Origin of the sequence: Mucilaginibacter sp. P25 (assembly GCF_050859465.1) — a bacterium.
GTDB classification, from domain to species: Bacteria; Bacteroidota; Bacteroidia; order Sphingobacteriales; family Sphingobacteriaceae; genus Mucilaginibacter; species Mucilaginibacter gossypii.
Window position 1 is genome coordinate 1,429,353 of sequence record NZ_CP193937.1, and the last position, 15,068, is coordinate 1,444,420.

The window sequence follows — 15,068 nt, forward strand, 5'->3', positions numbered from 1 at the left end:
GTTCAGGCCCTGATACTGCCGGTACCTGGTATCAATTTCTTTTTGATCTTATCATAATTAGGAAAAGTAAGTGACTGATGCCAGGCAGCACGATTAAGCCCGGTATCGATACCCGTTAGTTTTATCCACGCGTACGAATTATAAATTTTATCGCTATAGCATTCCCAATAGATTTTGTTTTTGAATAAGTTACGGCTCACACTATTTATAAATACGGGTGTATAAGGAAGGTCGGTGTTTAAATGCTTATCGTAATGTTGGTAGCCGATGTATTCTTTGTAAATTAAATGGTCTGGTTTATCTTTTAACCAATCCATAACAATGCGGGTTTGTTGGATGGGGCGCAGGTCGTCGAGGTCGGAATGTACCACGTATAGCGGACTGTTTATAATGTTTCTGATATAAAAGTCGCGGGCAAAGATATTGTCGAACATTGAATTATACGCCATAAAGCCGGCGAATTGATTAGGGACATAAATACCCAGGCCAATAGCGCCATCGGAGCCATCTGAATGACCTAAAGCAAACACCTCGCTGTCGTTGATGTTAACTTGCTTTTTTACCGAAATTAATATATTGGCCAGTGTTTGATAGGTAAAATTTGGCACATCGCGATCGCGAAAAGCTTTTTTATTTAATACCCAGTTGAAGAACTTTTTAGGGTCACCAATCGGCCTGATAATGACGTTATCCTGCTTTTTAAGGATGGCAAAAATGATATCATCGTCAAATTTTTGAATGCTGTCTGCATCGGCGAAACTACTTTGGCCAACGGCACCATGAAGTAATAGTATACAAGTGGATTTACGTATGTTATTATAAGAAACAGGCACAAACACCCTGAACGGCACTTTACCAAACAGCGAATCAGTATAGTAGAAAAGATAGTCTTTGCCGCCTTTTATATCCGGGTAAGTATGCCAGTTGCTAAGCAGTTTAAAGGTTGAATCGGCGTCGATCTCATTGTTAACCCGGATCTGGCTGATCCTTTTCTCGGCGTTGGATGCGGCTTTTTCTAAAGCGTTTTCCTGTGCAGATAATGTAGATGAGAATGTAAAAAATAAAATAAATAAGATTAGATGGTTGAGGTTTAGTTTCATGTTTTGTAGTTATAAGTACTTATATGACACGCCTGCATCGGAATAGTTGCATATATAATATTTAATAATATTGGGTTTGTTTACATGGCGGCTATATTGGTAACAAAATGAATTTTAGTTATATTTGATTTATGCTGACGGCTGATAAGAAAAAATACACCGTTGATGATTATTTGATGCTTGAGGAAGGTGCGCCGTTTCAGCTGATCAACTATGATTTAATTACGTCGCCTTCTCCTATTCCTGCCCACCAACAGTTATCTGCTAAAATTATACAGCTATTGTCTAACTTTTTAGATAGCATAAATGATAATGGCTTTCTTGTAAGCGCACCAATGGATGTAAAATTTGATGATGGAAATGTGCTTCAGCCAGATATACTTTATATAAAAGAAGGTAGGGTTGCCGAACTTGTAAAAGATAGGATTGAAGGCGCTCCTGATTTGATCATCGAAATTCGTTCTCCTTCTACTGCTTACTATGATTTAAGGCAAAAAAAGGATGTTTATGAAAAATACGGCGTAGCAGAGTATATCATTATAGATCCCGTACAGGAAAATGCCGACATGTATAAGCTAACCCATAAAGGTTATAGTTTACAGCAGAAGGCTCTTAAAACAGAAGCCCTAACGTCAATGGTAATTCCTGGTTTTAAACTGGAACTTTCAAAGTTATTTAAATAAAAAAGCCCCGTTCCCGGAGCTTTTCTGATCTTTTATAAACTGTTTATCCACTTTACCAGTTCATCGCGGGTTTTGCCCGTTTTTTTCTGAAGCTTGCCAAGTGTTTCATCATCTTTACCTTCCTGCCAGGCAAGGTCATCGTCGGTAAGGTCGCCGTAAGCTTGCTTTATTTTGCCTTTCAGCTCATTCCATCCGCCTTTTATTTCTAATTTATCCATGATGTTTTTTATTTAGATGCATCAGGATAACAGATGGGATAGGAGGATGGTTTTAAAAGAAGCCAAAAGCAGAATGCCGAAAGTTGAAAGCCCTGGAATGGTTATCAAAGCTACTTAACTTAATCTCAACCCTAAGCCCGGATCGTGGTTTAGTATGTATTTTCCGCCACTAAATTCCGGCATTACATAAGGGTTATTACTTACTAAAAAGGGGCCGTCAAGGTCAACCCAATCTGCTTGCGGAGCAATGGCTAAACCTGCTAAAGCGGCACAGCTTGTTTCGGTCATACATCCAATCATGATCTTCAGGTCAAGCTCGCGGGCTTTGTCAATCATTCTTTTCGCTTCATATAAACCTGCAGATTTCATCAGTTTAATATTGATCCCGGTATAAACACCTTTGGCTTTTTCCACATCTTCAAAACGTTGAACGGCTTCATCGCCAATAATAGGAATAGGACTGCGTTCGGTGAGCCAGGCATTGCTGTCGGGATCAGTTTTGAGCATGGGCTGCTCTATCAATTGTACCCCTTGCTCATGCAGCCAGTGGGTCATATCCAAACTCTGCTGCAGATCTGACCAGCCCTGGTTAGCATCTACATAAAGCGGCACATCGGTAACCGAGCGAATGGTGGTAATCAATTCTTTATCTGTATCCCGACCAAGCTTAACCTTGATCACTTTAAAACCCTCTGCCTCTTTTACCTTTTTGATGATCATTTCGGGCGTATCAATGCCTATCGTGAAACTGGTAACAGGCATCAGGGCTGGGTTGCTTCCTAATAACTGCCAGCATGGCTGTTTTTTTAATTTGCCGTCCAGGTCATGTAATGCAATATCAAAAGCTGCTTTAATGGCCGGATTACCGGGGGCAATGCTATCAAGGTAATTGACGATCGCTCCAAAATCAAAAGGATAGCTAAATTGGCGGATATCAACCTTGCTTAAAAATTCGGCAGCGCTTTGATGGCTTTCGCCCATATAAGGCACCATTGAGGCTTCGCCGTAACCTGTTTTACTTTCGTGGCTGATCTGCACCAGCATAACCGGGGTAGAGGTACGCGAAAATTTGGCTATCGTAAAAGCATGCTTCAGCTGAAGCTCGTAAGGTTGATATGTCAGTTCCATGTTAAAAACCAAAGCTAAAATTTTAGTACGAAAATCGTGCTTATCTTTGCGGCCATGCCGGCACAAATTTATTCACCGTTCACTAATTTCAATTTCAGCAACAATAAATGTTTCCTTACAGGGCAAAACCTTAATTCGCCCGAGGAACAGATCCAGGTATTTCCGCAATGGCTCATGAGCCGTTATGAGCTGGAAGATAAGCCTTTTAAGTTGCTCGACGAAAGCATGGCGACTTACAAAGACCTAAAACTCCCCTGCACAGCCGAAGTTAACGAACGCTATCTTGAACCGCTCGAAAACGAAATTGCTGCTGCTTTTGAGACCGGTTACGAAGCTGTAAAGGCGCTTGATGAGGATAAACTGTTTCTGTGGGCGGGCAAATTGCTGTACGGAATTATTTTTAATGAGATCCAGGCCGGCATCAAACTCCAGCACTCGCAGGGCGAAGAGTTTAATGTTTCGCAATCTATCATCCACAAGTTTAACAACTTGCACATGATGCTGCAAAGCCTCAATCTGCCGGTTGAGTTTGATGGTTTTAAGCCGTATAGCCTGGTATTGTTTAAGGTTGATAATGCTGAAAACGTTTTTGGCTACCGCGATGAAATCAATACGCTTACCTTTTCATTGAGGATAAAAGATTTTGGCCTGATACTTTGCCTGCAGGATAACGGTGCCAACGCCCGCTATCATAAAGAAGCTTTAGATAAAATTGCAGATCATGTCCTACACCCCATTCAGTTTGAAGAGTTAAACGCCCGCTTCTTTTACTCGGCTTATTTGTTTAACCGCCTGCCTGAGTATGATATTTTCAATATAGGCGATACCATTTCCGTAGAAGCCCTGCCCCTGCGTGGCACAAGCAGCAAGCCGCTATTTGATGACTGGATGAACAAAACCTATGGGCAGGTACTGGAAAACTTTTGGAAAAATTGGGGGTTCCTGCTGTTAGAGATCATCAAGAACCCCGAAAAACCTATAAGCTTTCTATTTAATGCCGATGGGGAGTTTATTAATGGCCAAGATTTGAAACTGCCATTGTAATCTGCTGCCAAAAATCAGGTAAAATTTCGTGGTGAAATATAATGGTGATCATTAAACCACTCAGTGCACCATAAAAGTGGGCGTCGTGGTTAATTTGATCACGTGAATATTTCGACGCGAAGTGGCAATACACTAAATATAACACGCCAAATATTACTGCCGGGATAGGAATAGGTATCGGCAATATCATCATTTGAGCAAGAGGGTTGTATAATATGGCGCTAAAAATAACCGCACTTACCGCTCCTGAAGCCCCAAGGCTGTAATAACTGTAATGATCTTTGTGTTTAAGCACAGTAGGCATATCGCTCAAAATCAAGCTTACGGTATACAATATGGCAAACTGAACGTGACCCAATAACGGTTCAAGCCCAAACGCAAAAAAATAAAATGACAGCATGTTAAAAAACAAATGCATCCAGTCGCGGTGAATAAGCCCGCTGGTGATGATGGTATGAATATCCTTTCCCCGCGAAACGGTGTAAGGATGCAGCATCATACGGCCATAAAGGTTATTGTTTGAAAAAGCTAAAAGCGAAGTAATAATTGTTATTACGAAAATAGCACAGGCCACTGGGGCCGTTTGTAAATATTCCATTTATTTAAGGTCGAGTTTGGTATTAGTTAATAGTCTGCCTACCGGGTAGCGCATAAAAGTTTTTTCAAAGTAAGGCGAATTGCGGTAAACAAAGAACAATTGCGCACCAGCATTATTGGCCAGCTGTGGGTCTTTCGCTTTGGCATCGTCCAGTTTTTGTCTAATAGATGGATCCTTTTTTAGCAGATCGGCGGCTATATCTTCAAAAACATAGTCCGAAAAATATTCTTTTTCGCCCAGCACCGAATCAAAAAGTTCCACGCAAAAAACGAGTCGACACCCTGCGGTTCCAGCGTTTCCACGATATAACGGTTTATTGGTTGATTAGTATATACTACATAATCGCCGGTATAAAATTTAACAGGCATATCCACCGGGTTAAGTTTTACGCCGGTATGCAGATAATGGCCCTCAAATGGCCGGGCCGGTGTTTTCAGATCGGCTATATAATACATTTGCAGGTTAAGCGTGGTGTCATGTGCCAGTTGTTTCATTTGCACCCCATTCAGCTTAAACAGATCAACCACCTTACCCCATGCCTGCGGAATTACGTAAGCTACCGGTTTATCGGCAGTGGCGGTAACTTTATAGGTGTTAAAATATTTGATGGTTTTAGTGTATGGCTTATCACGATCATAATATAGTCTTGGCAATCCGCTCACTCCGCTGGTTTTATAGCCTGCCTCATAACCTTTAAAGGTGATGGTATCAACCTTACTTTTATCAACCGCCCAGCTCAATGCAAAAGTTTTTTGGCTGGTTACCTGTTCATCGGCTTTACGCTTCAGTTCTCCTATCAGTTTCGCATCGCGCTGGTTAATTTCAATAAGGTGCTGCATAAAATCATAAGTTGCGTATACACGCTTGTCAAAAGGCTTCAGCATGTGCGTTTCGGTAATATAGCTGATGATGTTATGCTGGGCAGTAAAACCGGTAGCAAAGCGAGGGGTTTCCAAAAAACTAACAATGCCAGAATCGGGTAAGCCCTCTTCTCCAGCGCCATAAGGTATCATTTCATAGCCGCTCTTTTTCATTTTGCTGTACAGGTACGGCGTAAGTGTTTCGGTGGTATAATCGGCCAGGATGGGATTTTGCTTTTCCTTTTGAGTTTCAATGAGCGTCATCACATATTGATAGTCGGCGCCATCGCTGGTGTGATTATCTAAAAAGATTTCGGGCTTCCAGGTAGTGAGGATCTGTGTAAAGGCTAAAGCATTGCGGCTATCGGCCTTAATAAAATCGCGGTTTAAATCAAGATTGCGATAATTACCCCTAAAGCCGTAAGCCGATGGACCGTTCTGACTTACACGGCTCAGGCCACGGTTAAGATTGCCGTCAATATTATAAAGTGCAATCAGGCATATCACCACATCTTTTGGCAGGGTATTATTTTTAAGCAGATCACGCACCAGCATCATACTGGCATCGATACCTTCCGGCTCGCCAGGGTGGATGCCGTTATTGATGAGCAATACCCTTTTATTTTGCTTTTTAATAACCGCGGGATCAAATATTTTATCTTTTGAAAGCACTACAAGTGTTAAGGGTTTACCCACATCGGTTGTGCCATAGTTGATAAGTTTCATTTGCTGCGGATACAGCTTATTTAACTTTTGATAGTAATCAATTACCTGGGCGTAGGTGGCGGTATAATTTTTATCCTTACTTAACTCAAACGGTGTAAGCTGGGCTTGGGCAGATAAGGCAATGGAACAGGCAATAAGGGCAGCGAAAACTATCTTCATAAGCAAATACGTTGCTCAAATATAGTTTAAGAATGCCAATTAGATGTGCGGCACACAATAATATTACTGATCGGGTGTGGTACCCCAGCCGTCGAACTCACAATCAAATTTATAACCAAGGCTACACATCTGGCTAATCCATGAAGCTACAACTGCATCTTGCATTTTTACCTTAGCAGACCAGCCGGTAATAATGAATAGATTTTTATCCCCTTCAGAAACGCCATATTTTACCTGGTAGTTCAAATTGGATAATTCCTGCGCAAATGCCCCAGACTTTTGATAGGTATTGGTGTAAAAGAAAAACTCAAGCATCAGTTCCCTGTCTTCGTCAACATTTAACGCCCTTAGTTTTTCCATAAGTACCGGCAACATGTTAAGCTGTATTGTCGATTTTTCACTGAATGCCTCTGCCGATACAAATTGTCCGTTATCCTTTTTACCGAAAAAACTGAATAATCCCACGGTGATAAAAATGATGTTATGCTTTTGCTTGTAATTCTGCTATCTCAGCCTGCACCTTTTTGGGTAAACTTTTAACCACTTCATTATATGAGTGGTCAATCATTTCGCAGATTTGTTTACGGGTAAGAGCGCCGTTCATTTGCACAGTGTTCCACATTTTTTTGTTCATGTGGTAGCCAGGCTGCACTTCGGGGTAGCGTTCGCGGAGTTCAACAGCCCATTCAGGGTCGCATTTAACATTGAACCTGTCGCCGGTTTGTAAACCGGTTAACAGAAATATCTTTTCGGCAATTTTAAAAACCAGTGTATCCGCACCAAAAGGGAAACCTTCGGTCGCACCCGGTTTTTGCAAACAATAGTCGCGCAGTTCTTCTATGTTCATTACCTGAAATTTCTGACCAATTTGGTGTAGGATACTGTATTGCCAAAGTTATATTTAAAACCTATTGTAAACATGGCAAATTGGTCTGGTGCGTTATTTTTAAATTTTTGTGTATTATCATTATATCCATCTAATCCCTCGCCAAAAGTATAACTATGCTGATAACCGAGCGTTATGGTATAACCTACCTGGTCATAATCATCGTAAATTTTAAATTCATAACCAAAGCGCAAGGGAACCATCAAATTAACGCTTTTACTTTTTCCGGGAAACACATAGGTATCCGGACCATTAAAAAGATATAGGTTGGTGCGCTGAATATCCTTCATGCTGTTGGATATAGCGCCAATTCCGGCACCTCCGTAAAAATTTTTTATAACATTTAAAAAACCGCTGTTATCGTAGTCAATTATTTCACCTAACTGTAAATCGGCGTGAAGTACCAGGGCCTTATAATTATTTTTTGAATAGCGGCCAAACTGATCCTTATCTGGTGTACGGCCACCGCCTTCAAGCGTACCAAACTGAAATTCGAGGCTCATTGGTACATAGGGGCTGTAATTATAAGTCAGGTTAAGCCCCCCCGGGTGCCAAACCTGACGGTTAAGATCGTCAAAGCCACGGCCATAGCTTGCGCCAAAACCAACACCCCATTCATAATAGTTAAACCCGCTTTGGGCTTTAGCCATAAATGAGGCGCAAGCCAAAACAAAAAGCAGAAAATATTTTTTCAATGTATAATTTTAATCAATATTTACAATTGGAGATGGTATTAACCGCCGCCTAAATTTTCACTAATATAAAAGCTTTATATGAATTTCAGCTCATTCATTAAGTTCACAGTAGCCGAACGCTTCTTGCGTTATGTTACCGTTGACACGCAATCAGACCCCTCTTCGGTTTCATTTCCATCAACAGAAAAGCAAAAAGATCTTGGTCGGCTGCTGGTTGATGAACTGCTGGTTATGGGTATAACCGATGCGCATTTGGATGAGTACGGTTATGTTTATGCTACAATTCCGTCAAATACTGATAAAACGGTACCCGTAATTTGCTTTTGCTCGCATATGGATACCGCGCCCGATTGCAGCGGAAAGGATGTAAAACCAATTGTACATAAAAATTACCAGGGCCAGGATTTAATATTGCCTGATGATAACATCCAGGTGATCCGCATGGCCGAGCATACCGATCTGAAGAACCAGTTGGGTAACGATGTTATTACAGCCAGCGGCACCACGCTGCTCGGCGCCGATAATAAAGCCGGCGTGGCCGAAATAATGGATGCCTGCTACCAGCTCATCAACCATCCCGAAATAAAGCATGGCGATATCCGGATCCTGTTTACGCCCGACGAAGAAGTTGGCCATGGTGTAGATCATGTGGATATTGCCAAATTGGGTGCCTTTGCCGCTTATACTATGGATGGCGAAAGCGCGGGTAATATGGAGAATGAAACCTTTTCGGCAGATGGGGCCAGGCTTACTATTAATGGTGTAAGCTCCCATCCGGGATTTGCAAAAGGCAAAATGGAAAGCGCTATAAAAATTGCCGGGCAAATTATTGCCGCCCTGCCTGATGAACTTTCGCCTGAACATACCGAAGGCATGCAGGGATTTGTGCATCCCGTAGGTATAGAAGGCCATGTGGAAACCGCATCTATCGATTTTATTATCCGGGATTTTGATGAAAATAAACTCGCAGAACACGTAGAGGTTATCCGCCAAACTGCTACTAAAGTATTAAAGAAATTTCCCGGTTCTACGTTTGATATTACCGTGAGCCAGCAATACCGTAATATGAAAGGTGTGCTTGACCAGCACCCACAAATTGTTGATTATGCAATGGAGGCCATTAACCGTACCGGCTTAAACGCCAAATTGTGCAGTATCCGGGGTGGTACCGATGGCTCACGACTTTCATTCATGGGCTTGCCTTGTCCTAACATTTTTGCCGGCGAACATGCTTTTCACAGCAGGCACGAGTGGGTGTCAATTCAGGATATGCAGAAAGCAGTTGAAACCATTTTGCACCTGTGCATGATCTGGGAAGAAAGAAGTTAAGACATACGACTTTTCTTAATAACACAAAACTAAATTTGAAGATGTATACAATACGTACTGCCACCTTAAACGATGTGGAAACTATCCGTGATATTGCCGATAAAACATGGTGGGTAACCTACAGCCCCATTCTTGAGCGCGAACAGATATCCTTTATGCTTGGCGAGATTTACTCGACAGAGAAAATAACCAAACAGGTTAAAGAAAATCAGCAAACTTACCTGTTACTGGAGGAAGAAGGCAATCCGGTGGCATTTGCAGCCTATTCGGCCCGCGAGGAAAACCCGGAGGTTTATAAGCTGCACAAGCTATACTGCCTGCCGCAGACCCAGGGCAAAGGCTACGGAAAAGTATTGATTAACGAGGTAGCCCAAAAAACTAAAGATGCCGGTAAGAAAACGCTGGAACTTAACGTCAACAGATACAATAACGCCAAATCATTCTATGAAAAAATGGGGTTTACCATAGCCTATGAAGAGGATATAGCCATTGGTAAATACTGGATGAACGATTATGTAATGAGAAAGGAATTATAAGTGATTGCTATTTGGCGGGAAGGGTTTTTAAAAGCTCTTTTGCTGGCACCGCTTTGAAACTGCCGTCTTTATCTCCAATGATAAGGCTTTCGTTGTTGGCAGCGGCAGTTTCAACCAGCTTACGGTTCGCCCGCTTCATGCCTTCAAGCACCTTCGCCTCTAACTCATCCATGCCCATTTTTTGTGCTTTAGTTGTCATTTGCCTGATCTAAAATTACTTTCCAAACGTCGGATTTTATTATTGTTTCTTCTAACGACCCGAAACCTCTTGCCACCACCAGGGAGCCCGTATTTATATTATTTATTACAACCCATTTATCACAAAGAGGTATATACAAAGATACCAAATTTCTTATTCCCCGGTAATATCTCCGTTCTATTACATCGGCAGGGATATTATGGCCTCCTTTACTCACTCGTTTAGCTACTCGTTCCATTGCCATTTCAGGAGAGCTCAACCAAAAAAACAATAAAGTAACTTCATATCCTTTTTGCTGAGCTCTTTTAACCAAGGATACATAACTCCGGGTTGAAAGCGTTGTTTCAAAGGCAAAGTCAACTCCCCGGTTCAGCAAATCTTCAATCCGCTGCAGCATGATCCGGCCGGCTTCGAATGCAACACTTTCCGGATTGAAGGGAGATAGTCCCGCCGCGATGTTATCTGCATTTACAAACTCATTACAGTTAAGCAATTCGGGCAAAACTGTATAGCTTGCCGTGGTTTTACCGGAACCGTTACAACCTGCTATGATATACAAATTAGGCATCCTGTGAATTTAGTTGTTCATCCTTAAAAATAGCATACATATATTTATCCATCACCTCGCCATTTTTAATAACTGACCTTCGTAGTACGGCCTCCTGAATATAGCCTGCTTTTTCGAGCACCCGCATGGATGCCGTGTTTCTATTATACACACCGGCTTCTAAACGCAATAGCGAAAAATGTTCAAAAGCATAAGTGGTTACCAGTTTTACAGCCTCGGTTGCTAAGCCCTTTCCCCAATGTTCTTCACCAAGCCAATAGCCTATTTCGGCGGTTATGCGGCTTTCGTCGGTAAAAAGTTCAACACCAATGCCGCCGCAGGCTTCACCGTTAACTACTATGGCAAAGTTGGTTAAAGGTTGCTGATTTTGGGCCAGGTTTACCCAAAACAGGGCGTCCTCCATAGTATAAGGGCACGGGAACCTGTCGCGCAAAAAAGCCGATACCTTCGGGTTATCCGCATGCTTTTGAAGTGATGCTTCATCGCCCGGTTGCCACGCCCTCAATAAAAATTCGTTGCCCTGTAGTTCCATTATTGTAACAATAAAATGCTTAAAAATAACAATCATTAGCCAAACTGTTAAATTGCATGCTTTATTGAGATATGAAAAAACTGTTAGGCTTATTGTTCCTGATCCCGGCAACGGGCGCCTTTGCCCAAAAGCTGGATACCCTTAGCATCGAAAAAATTATGCGCGACCCTAAATGGATCGGGGTTTCACCCTCCAATATCAACTGGGCTAACGATAGTAAAAAGATCTATTTTAAATGGGATGATGATGCTTCGGGCGATACCCGGTTATATTCAGTTAGCCCCGGCGACAACAAGGTACAAAAAGTCAGCATTGCCGAACAGCGTGATCTGGCAGCCGGTTACGGCGAATGGAACAAAAAGCACAGCCAAAAGATATTCAGTAAAAACGGCGATTTATTTTTATACGATGTAAAAGCCAACAAAACCACCCGGCTAACAAATACCGTAGCGCAGGAAGACAGCCCTGTTTTCAGCGGTGATGAAACAAAGATCATTTACAAAGAAGATAATAATCTCTTTGCCCTGAACCTGAATGGCGGCACCCTGGTACAGCTCACCAATTTTGTACGGACAGCAAGCGATAAAAAAGTAAGGATAAACCCGGCGAACAGGAACAATGGCTCAAAAAACAACAGCTTGAGTTGTTTGATATCATCAAAAAGGAAGCAAAGGACGATAAAAAAGATTCAACAGAAACAGCATTGCTTAAACCCGACAAGCTGAAAGAGATTGCCTATGGCGATAAAAGACTGAGCGCTGTACAGATCAGTCCGGATGGCAGGTTTATCACCTATCGCCTTACCAAACGCGCCGATGGCGTTCAAAACGCGATTGTACCTAATTATGTTACCGCATCGGGTTTCACCGAGGACATACCTAACCGTTCAAAGGTCGGCCGGCCATCGTCAACCTCAGAGACGTTTATTTACGATAAGCGCCGTGAAGCAGTTTACCCGGTTATTACATCAGAGATCCCCGGAATTAAAGACCTGCCCGACTATTTAAAAGATTATCCCGATGAATTAAAAGCCCGTCAAAAGGAAAACGCAGATAGGCAGGTAAATATCGATGGTGTTTTATGGAACCAAAGCGGCAGCAATGCCGTGGTCATTATCTCAGCCCAGGATAATAAAGACTGCTGGATCATGCGCTTAGACCCGGTAAGCGGTAAACTAAGCCTGCTTGACCGCCAGCGGGATGAGGCCTGGATTGGCGGCCCCGGCATTGATGATCCCGGGAATGCAGGTTTTATTGATGATAACCATTTTTATTACCAAAGCGAGGCCAGCGGTTACTCGCATATTTATGTGGTTGATGTAACCAGCGGTGCTAAAAAGCAGCTCACCAGCGGCAAATGGGAAGTACAAACTTTGCAGTTAAGCCAGGATAAAAAGACGTTTTATTTTACTGCCAATATCGATCATCCGGGCATTACCCATTTTTACAGCATCCCGGTTAGCGGCGGTACCCCTGTTAAAATTACCGGTATGAAAGGCGGCAACGAGGTAATACTTTCGCCCGACGAAAAATGGCTGGCTATCCGCTATTCCTATTCAAACAGGCCCTGGGAATTATATATCCAGGCCAATAAACCGGGCGCAAAGGCGGTAAAAATAACCAACTCGGTTTCGGCCGAATACTTGTCATACCCATGGCGCGACCCCGAGATTATTTCCTTTAAAAACCGATACGGTACAGATGTTTATGCTCGCCTGTATCAGCCTAAAAAGCAAGATCCTGCAAAACCTGCTGTGGTTTTTGTACATGGCGCGGGATACCTGCAAAATGTCACCTATTCGTGGAGTTATTATTTCCGTGAGTTTATGTTCAACAACATGCTGGCCGATAATGGTTACACTGTGCTGGACATTGACTACACAGCGAGCGCAGGTTATGGCCGGGATTTCCGGACAGGGATCTATCGCCACATGGGAGGCAAAGACCTCACCGACCAGGTTGATGGCGTAAAGCTGTTAGTAGATAAATATGGCGTTAATCCTAAACATGTCGGCTTGTACGGTGGCTCATACGGCGGTTTCATTACGTTGATGGGCATGTTTACCGAGCCCGATGTTTTCGCGGCAGGTGGGGCCATCCGTTCCGTTACCGATTGGGCGCACTACAACCACGAGTATACATCCAACATCCTCAATGAACCTTTTACGGATGAACAGGCTTACCGTAAAAGTTCGCCTATTTATTTTGCCAACGGCTTAAAAGGCAACCTGCTGATGCTCCATGGTATGATAGATCAGAATGTGAATTACCAGGATATCATTCGCCTTACTCAAAAACTGATAGAGTTGCACAAAGAAAACTGGGAGCTGGCCTCGTACCCTGTAGAAGACCACGGCTTTGAACAACCCAGCAGTTGGGCCGATGAATATAAACGCATCTATAAGTTATTTGAGGGGACGTTGAAGAAGTAGAGTAACTAAGAGGAGCAGCAAAAGGGGACAAGCGGGAGACGCGATGCGGCAATCGCATGCTGTACCGGCGGCTATATATTAAAATTCTCGCAGGTTAAGCTGCGTGCTAAGCTAAAACTCAATCATTTATGAAAAAGGTATCCATTTTACTCACACTGTTTCTTTTTTCCTGTTCACAGCCAATACAAAAACAATCAAAATTGGTAAAAACACCAACTTTGTATCCAGCGAAAAACTATTCAAGCAAACTTTATGATGAGCCTTTTTTTAAAGAAGAACATTTCAGCTATGTAATTAACAGGCAAACGAAAGATACATCAAAACGTAATTACACTTCAGAAACGACAGTTATTGAAGGTAAAGTCAGGCAATATTTCAGAAATTGCGAAGTGACGCTCGATAAAAATGCTCTTGTTTTTAAATTGACGGACACTCCTTTTTCTGATGGCCGCGATGAATTGAAATTTGTTAAATCCCCAGGTGTATTTGAAGCCAAATACAATCAAACTTTTTCAATTACTGATAGCTCATACAAAAAACCTGTTTTTAAAGTGATAGATAAAAACGTTGTTCTTGATAAAGACACCTACGTAAAGGGTGAGCTTTTAAGGGGTAAGTTTTCTTTTCAGATCGCTGCGTCGCATTTGTGGGAAAGCAAATATACCGATACAATATCCGTGTACGGATTTGTAAAAACTATTGTAAAGTAGAAAAACAGATTGGGAATGAGCGTACATTAATTGTATATCCACATCAACACATGCTTCTTTTGTTTCTTCAACAAAGCATCCACAATTTTCATGGTATTATTTGATATAGCCGGACAGCCCCAGCCTTCGGGTGTCCCTGTAGGGTAAACTTCAGTTTCGGCTACCTGTTCCCACGAATGAAAAACGATCTGCCTTGTTAAAGCGTTATTATTGGTTGCTTCCAATCCGGTGAGGTAATACTTTACGTGGATTCCCCAGGCGCTGTAGGCCCGTCCATCTATTTGGTACTTACCGGGGGCAGTACAGTGGCTGCCATCCAGGTTACTGAACGCCGGTTTGTCTTTCGACCATTCACCACTCCAGGGGTTACGGCCGCAGCCATGGCTCACCAGTCCGGAAACCAGCACATAGTTTTTCCTGAAATCCCATACCATAAAACGTTTAACACCCGATGGCAGGGCCATATCAATTAAAATACAATAGCGGGTGTTGTAACCACGCTGCCGGCAAAACGCCAGGCTTTGTTTGGCTTTTTCTTTAACACGGTTAAGGTCGATACGGGGCACGTCGGCATTAACTTTAACACAGCAAAAGGATATTAAGAAAAGCAGGAATAAAGGTTTCAATTGTGTCAGGTTTTGTGTTGTAAACAGAAATATCCGCTTT

At 42.5% G+C, this 15,068-nt stretch carries 20 protein-coding genes; 7 read left to right on the forward strand and 13 right to left on the reverse strand.

The features are described from left to right. Nucleotides 1-2: 2 nt before the first annotated feature. Nucleotides 3-1,100: a hypothetical protein gene (locus tag ACRQ5D_RS07485; protein WP_432328613.1), complete on the reverse strand. Its 1,098-nt coding sequence runs from the start codon at nt 1,098-1,100 to the stop codon at nt 3-5. A gap of 131 nt (nt 1,101-1,231) precedes the next feature. Here ACRQ5D_RS07485 and ACRQ5D_RS07490 point away from each other — a divergent pair, with 131 nt between their 5' ends. Further along, on the forward strand, nt 1,232-1,783 hold the full coding sequence (locus ACRQ5D_RS07490; RefSeq protein ID WP_091169312.1) for a Uma2 family endonuclease: 552 nt from the start codon (nt 1,232-1,234) through the stop codon (nt 1,781-1,783). A gap of 32 nt (nt 1,784-1,815) precedes the next feature. On the opposite strand, the gene ACRQ5D_RS07495 is transcribed toward ACRQ5D_RS07490, so the two are convergent. Together ACRQ5D_RS07495 and ACRQ5D_RS07500 are read right to left on the reverse strand one after the other, a co-directional pair. Beyond that, the gene (locus ACRQ5D_RS07495; RefSeq protein WP_091169309.1) at nt 1,816-2,001 is read right to left on the reverse strand and encodes a CsbD family protein; all 186 of its coding nucleotides are present in this window, start codon (nt 1,999-2,001) and stop codon (nt 1,816-1,818) included. 114 nt (nt 2,002-2,115) lie between these two features. Next, on the reverse strand, nt 2,116-3,129 hold the full coding sequence (locus ACRQ5D_RS07500; protein WP_091169719.1) for a dipeptide epimerase: 1,014 nt from the start codon (nt 3,127-3,129) through the stop codon (nt 2,116-2,118). Between the two features lie 36 nt (nt 3,130-3,165). On the opposite strand from ACRQ5D_RS07500, the gene ACRQ5D_RS07505 reads away from it, so the two are divergent. Continuing rightward, nucleotides 3,166-4,173 carry a hypothetical protein gene (locus tag ACRQ5D_RS07505; protein ID WP_431199342.1) on the forward strand — a complete coding sequence of 336 codons (1,008 nt, stop codon included), beginning with the start codon at nt 3,166-3,168 and terminating at the stop codon, nt 4,171-4,173. On the opposite strand, the gene ACRQ5D_RS07510 is transcribed toward ACRQ5D_RS07505, so the two are convergent. The 6 genes from ACRQ5D_RS07510 to ACRQ5D_RS07535 all read right to left on the reverse strand — a co-directional run bounded on the left by ACRQ5D_RS07510 (nt 4,142) and on the right by ACRQ5D_RS07535 (nt 8,097). Continuing rightward, nucleotides 4,142-4,771: a rhomboid family intramembrane serine protease gene (locus ACRQ5D_RS07510; protein WP_091169304.1), complete on the reverse strand. Its 630-nt coding sequence runs from the start codon at nt 4,769-4,771 to the stop codon at nt 4,142-4,144. The two genes, ACRQ5D_RS07505 and ACRQ5D_RS07510, sit on opposite strands and share 32 nt — an antisense overlap. Then, on the reverse strand, nt 4,772-5,014 hold the full coding sequence (locus ACRQ5D_RS07515; RefSeq protein ID WP_432328614.1) for a hypothetical protein: 243 nt from the start codon (nt 5,012-5,014) through the stop codon (nt 4,772-4,774). Then, on the reverse strand, nt 4,966-6,516 hold the full coding sequence (locus ACRQ5D_RS07520; protein ID WP_432328615.1) for a M14 family zinc carboxypeptidase: 1,551 nt from the start codon (nt 6,514-6,516) through the stop codon (nt 4,966-4,968). Before ACRQ5D_RS07520 ends, ACRQ5D_RS07515 begins: the two co-directional genes overlap by 49 nt. 63 nt (nt 6,517-6,579) lie before the next feature. After that, on the reverse strand, nt 6,580-6,981 hold the full coding sequence (locus ACRQ5D_RS07525; RefSeq protein ID WP_091169299.1) for a ribonuclease E inhibitor RraB: 402 nt from the start codon (nt 6,979-6,981) through the stop codon (nt 6,580-6,582). 16 nt (nt 6,982-6,997) lie between these two features. Next, nucleotides 6,998-7,363, reverse strand: coding sequence for an MmcQ/YjbR family DNA-binding protein (locus tag ACRQ5D_RS07530; protein WP_091169296.1), 366 nt, complete (start codon nt 7,361-7,363; stop codon nt 6,998-7,000). Next, nucleotides 7,363-8,097 (reverse strand): hypothetical protein, encoded by a 735-nt coding sequence (locus ACRQ5D_RS07535; protein ID WP_431199345.1) that lies wholly within the window; start codon nt 8,095-8,097, stop codon nt 7,363-7,365. Before ACRQ5D_RS07535 ends, ACRQ5D_RS07530 begins: the two co-directional genes overlap by 1 nt. A gap of 78 nt (nt 8,098-8,175) precedes the next feature. Between ACRQ5D_RS07535 and pepT the strand changes: the two genes are divergently transcribed. Both pepT and ACRQ5D_RS07545 read left to right on the forward strand, forming a co-directional pair. After that, complete coding sequence (gene pepT, locus ACRQ5D_RS07540; protein WP_091169289.1) at nt 8,176-9,426, forward strand: peptidase T; 1,251 nt, start codon at nt 8,176-8,178, stop codon at nt 9,424-9,426. Nucleotides 9,427-9,467: 41 nt separating this feature from the next. After that, the gene (locus tag ACRQ5D_RS07545; protein WP_091169285.1) at nt 9,468-9,962 is read left to right on the forward strand and encodes a GNAT family N-acetyltransferase; all 495 of its coding nucleotides are present in this window, start codon (nt 9,468-9,470) and stop codon (nt 9,960-9,962) included. 7 nt (nt 9,963-9,969) lie between these two features. Here ACRQ5D_RS07545 and ACRQ5D_RS07550 read toward each other — a convergent pair whose 3' ends face one another. The 3 genes from ACRQ5D_RS07550 to ACRQ5D_RS07560 are packed head-to-tail and all read right to left on the reverse strand — an operon-like array spanning nt 9,970 to nt 11,261. Further along, nucleotides 9,970-10,161 carry a hypothetical protein gene (locus ACRQ5D_RS07550; protein ID WP_091169281.1) on the reverse strand — a complete coding sequence of 64 codons (192 nt, stop codon included), beginning with the start codon at nt 10,159-10,161 and terminating at the stop codon, nt 9,970-9,972. Then, nucleotides 10,151-10,729 (reverse strand): zeta toxin family protein, encoded by a 579-nt coding sequence (locus ACRQ5D_RS07555; protein WP_091169278.1) that lies wholly within the window; start codon nt 10,727-10,729, stop codon nt 10,151-10,153. The genes ACRQ5D_RS07550 and ACRQ5D_RS07555 overlap by 11 nt, the downstream gene beginning before the upstream one ends. Beyond that, nucleotides 10,722-11,261, reverse strand: coding sequence for a GNAT family N-acetyltransferase (locus tag ACRQ5D_RS07560; RefSeq protein ID WP_091169716.1), 540 nt, complete (start codon nt 11,259-11,261; stop codon nt 10,722-10,724). The genes ACRQ5D_RS07555 and ACRQ5D_RS07560 overlap by 8 nt, the downstream gene beginning before the upstream one ends. Before the next feature lie 71 nt (nt 11,262-11,332). Here ACRQ5D_RS07560 and ACRQ5D_RS07565 point away from each other — a divergent pair, with 71 nt between their 5' ends. From ACRQ5D_RS07565 to ACRQ5D_RS07575, 3 genes are all read left to right on the forward strand, one after another. Further along, nucleotides 11,333-11,986, forward strand: coding sequence for a DPP IV N-terminal domain-containing protein (locus ACRQ5D_RS07565; protein WP_432328616.1), 654 nt, complete (start codon nt 11,333-11,335; stop codon nt 11,984-11,986). Further along, nucleotides 11,905-13,692, forward strand: coding sequence for a prolyl oligopeptidase family serine peptidase (locus tag ACRQ5D_RS07570; protein WP_432328617.1), 1,788 nt, complete (start codon nt 11,905-11,907; stop codon nt 13,690-13,692). Before ACRQ5D_RS07565 ends, ACRQ5D_RS07570 begins: the two co-directional genes overlap by 82 nt. 200 nt (nt 13,693-13,892) lie before the next feature. After that, a complete protein-coding gene (locus tag ACRQ5D_RS07575) occupies nt 13,893-14,402 on the forward strand; it encodes a hypothetical protein (protein ID WP_431199347.1) in 510 nt (169 codons plus the stop codon). A 26-nt stretch (nt 14,403-14,428) separates the two neighbouring features. Here ACRQ5D_RS07575 and ACRQ5D_RS07580 read toward each other — a convergent pair whose 3' ends face one another. After that, nucleotides 14,429-15,028, reverse strand: coding sequence for a murein L,D-transpeptidase catalytic domain-containing protein (locus ACRQ5D_RS07580; protein ID WP_432328618.1), 600 nt, complete (start codon nt 15,026-15,028; stop codon nt 14,429-14,431). Between the last annotated feature and the right edge of the window lie 40 nt (nt 15,029-15,068).

Coding starts and splice junctions, on each gene's coding strand:
- ACRQ5D_RS07490 (WP_091169312.1), top strand. CDS start 1,232: ATGCTGACGGCTGATAAGAAAAAATACACCGTTGATGATTATTTGATG.
- ACRQ5D_RS07545 (WP_091169285.1), top strand. CDS start 9,468: ATGTATACAATACGTACTGCCACCTTAAACGATGTGGAAACTATCCGT.
- ACRQ5D_RS07500 (WP_091169719.1), bottom strand. CDS start 3,129: ATGGAACTGACATATCAACCTTACGAGCTTCAGCTGAAGCATGCTTTT.
- ACRQ5D_RS07550 (WP_091169281.1), bottom strand. CDS start 10,161: ATGACAACTAAAGCACAAAAAATGGGCATGGATGAGTTAGAGGCGAAG.
- ACRQ5D_RS07485 (WP_432328613.1), bottom strand. CDS start 1,100: ATGAAACTAAACCTCAACCATCTAATCTTATTTATTTTATTTTTTACA.
- ACRQ5D_RS07555 (WP_091169278.1), bottom strand. CDS start 10,729: ATGCCTAATTTGTATATCATAGCAGGTTGTAACGGTTCCGGTAAAACC.
- ACRQ5D_RS07530 (WP_091169296.1), bottom strand. CDS start 7,363: ATGAACATAGAAGAACTGCGCGACTATTGTTTGCAAAAACCGGGTGCG.
- ACRQ5D_RS07565 (WP_432328616.1), top strand. CDS start 11,333: ATGAAAAAACTGTTAGGCTTATTGTTCCTGATCCCGGCAACGGGCGCC.
- ACRQ5D_RS07560 (WP_091169716.1), bottom strand. CDS start 11,261: ATGGAACTACAGGGCAACGAATTTTTATTGAGGGCGTGGCAACCGGGC.
- ACRQ5D_RS07510 (WP_091169304.1), bottom strand. CDS start 4,771: ATGGAATATTTACAAACGGCCCCAGTGGCCTGTGCTATTTTCGTAATA.
- ACRQ5D_RS07495 (WP_091169309.1), bottom strand. CDS start 2,001: ATGGATAAATTAGAAATAAAAGGCGGATGGAATGAGCTGAAAGGCAAA.
- ACRQ5D_RS07520 (WP_432328615.1), bottom strand. CDS start 6,516: ATGAAGATAGTTTTCGCTGCCCTTATTGCCTGTTCCATTGCCTTATCT.
- pepT (WP_091169289.1), top strand. CDS start 8,176: ATGAATTTCAGCTCATTCATTAAGTTCACAGTAGCCGAACGCTTCTTG.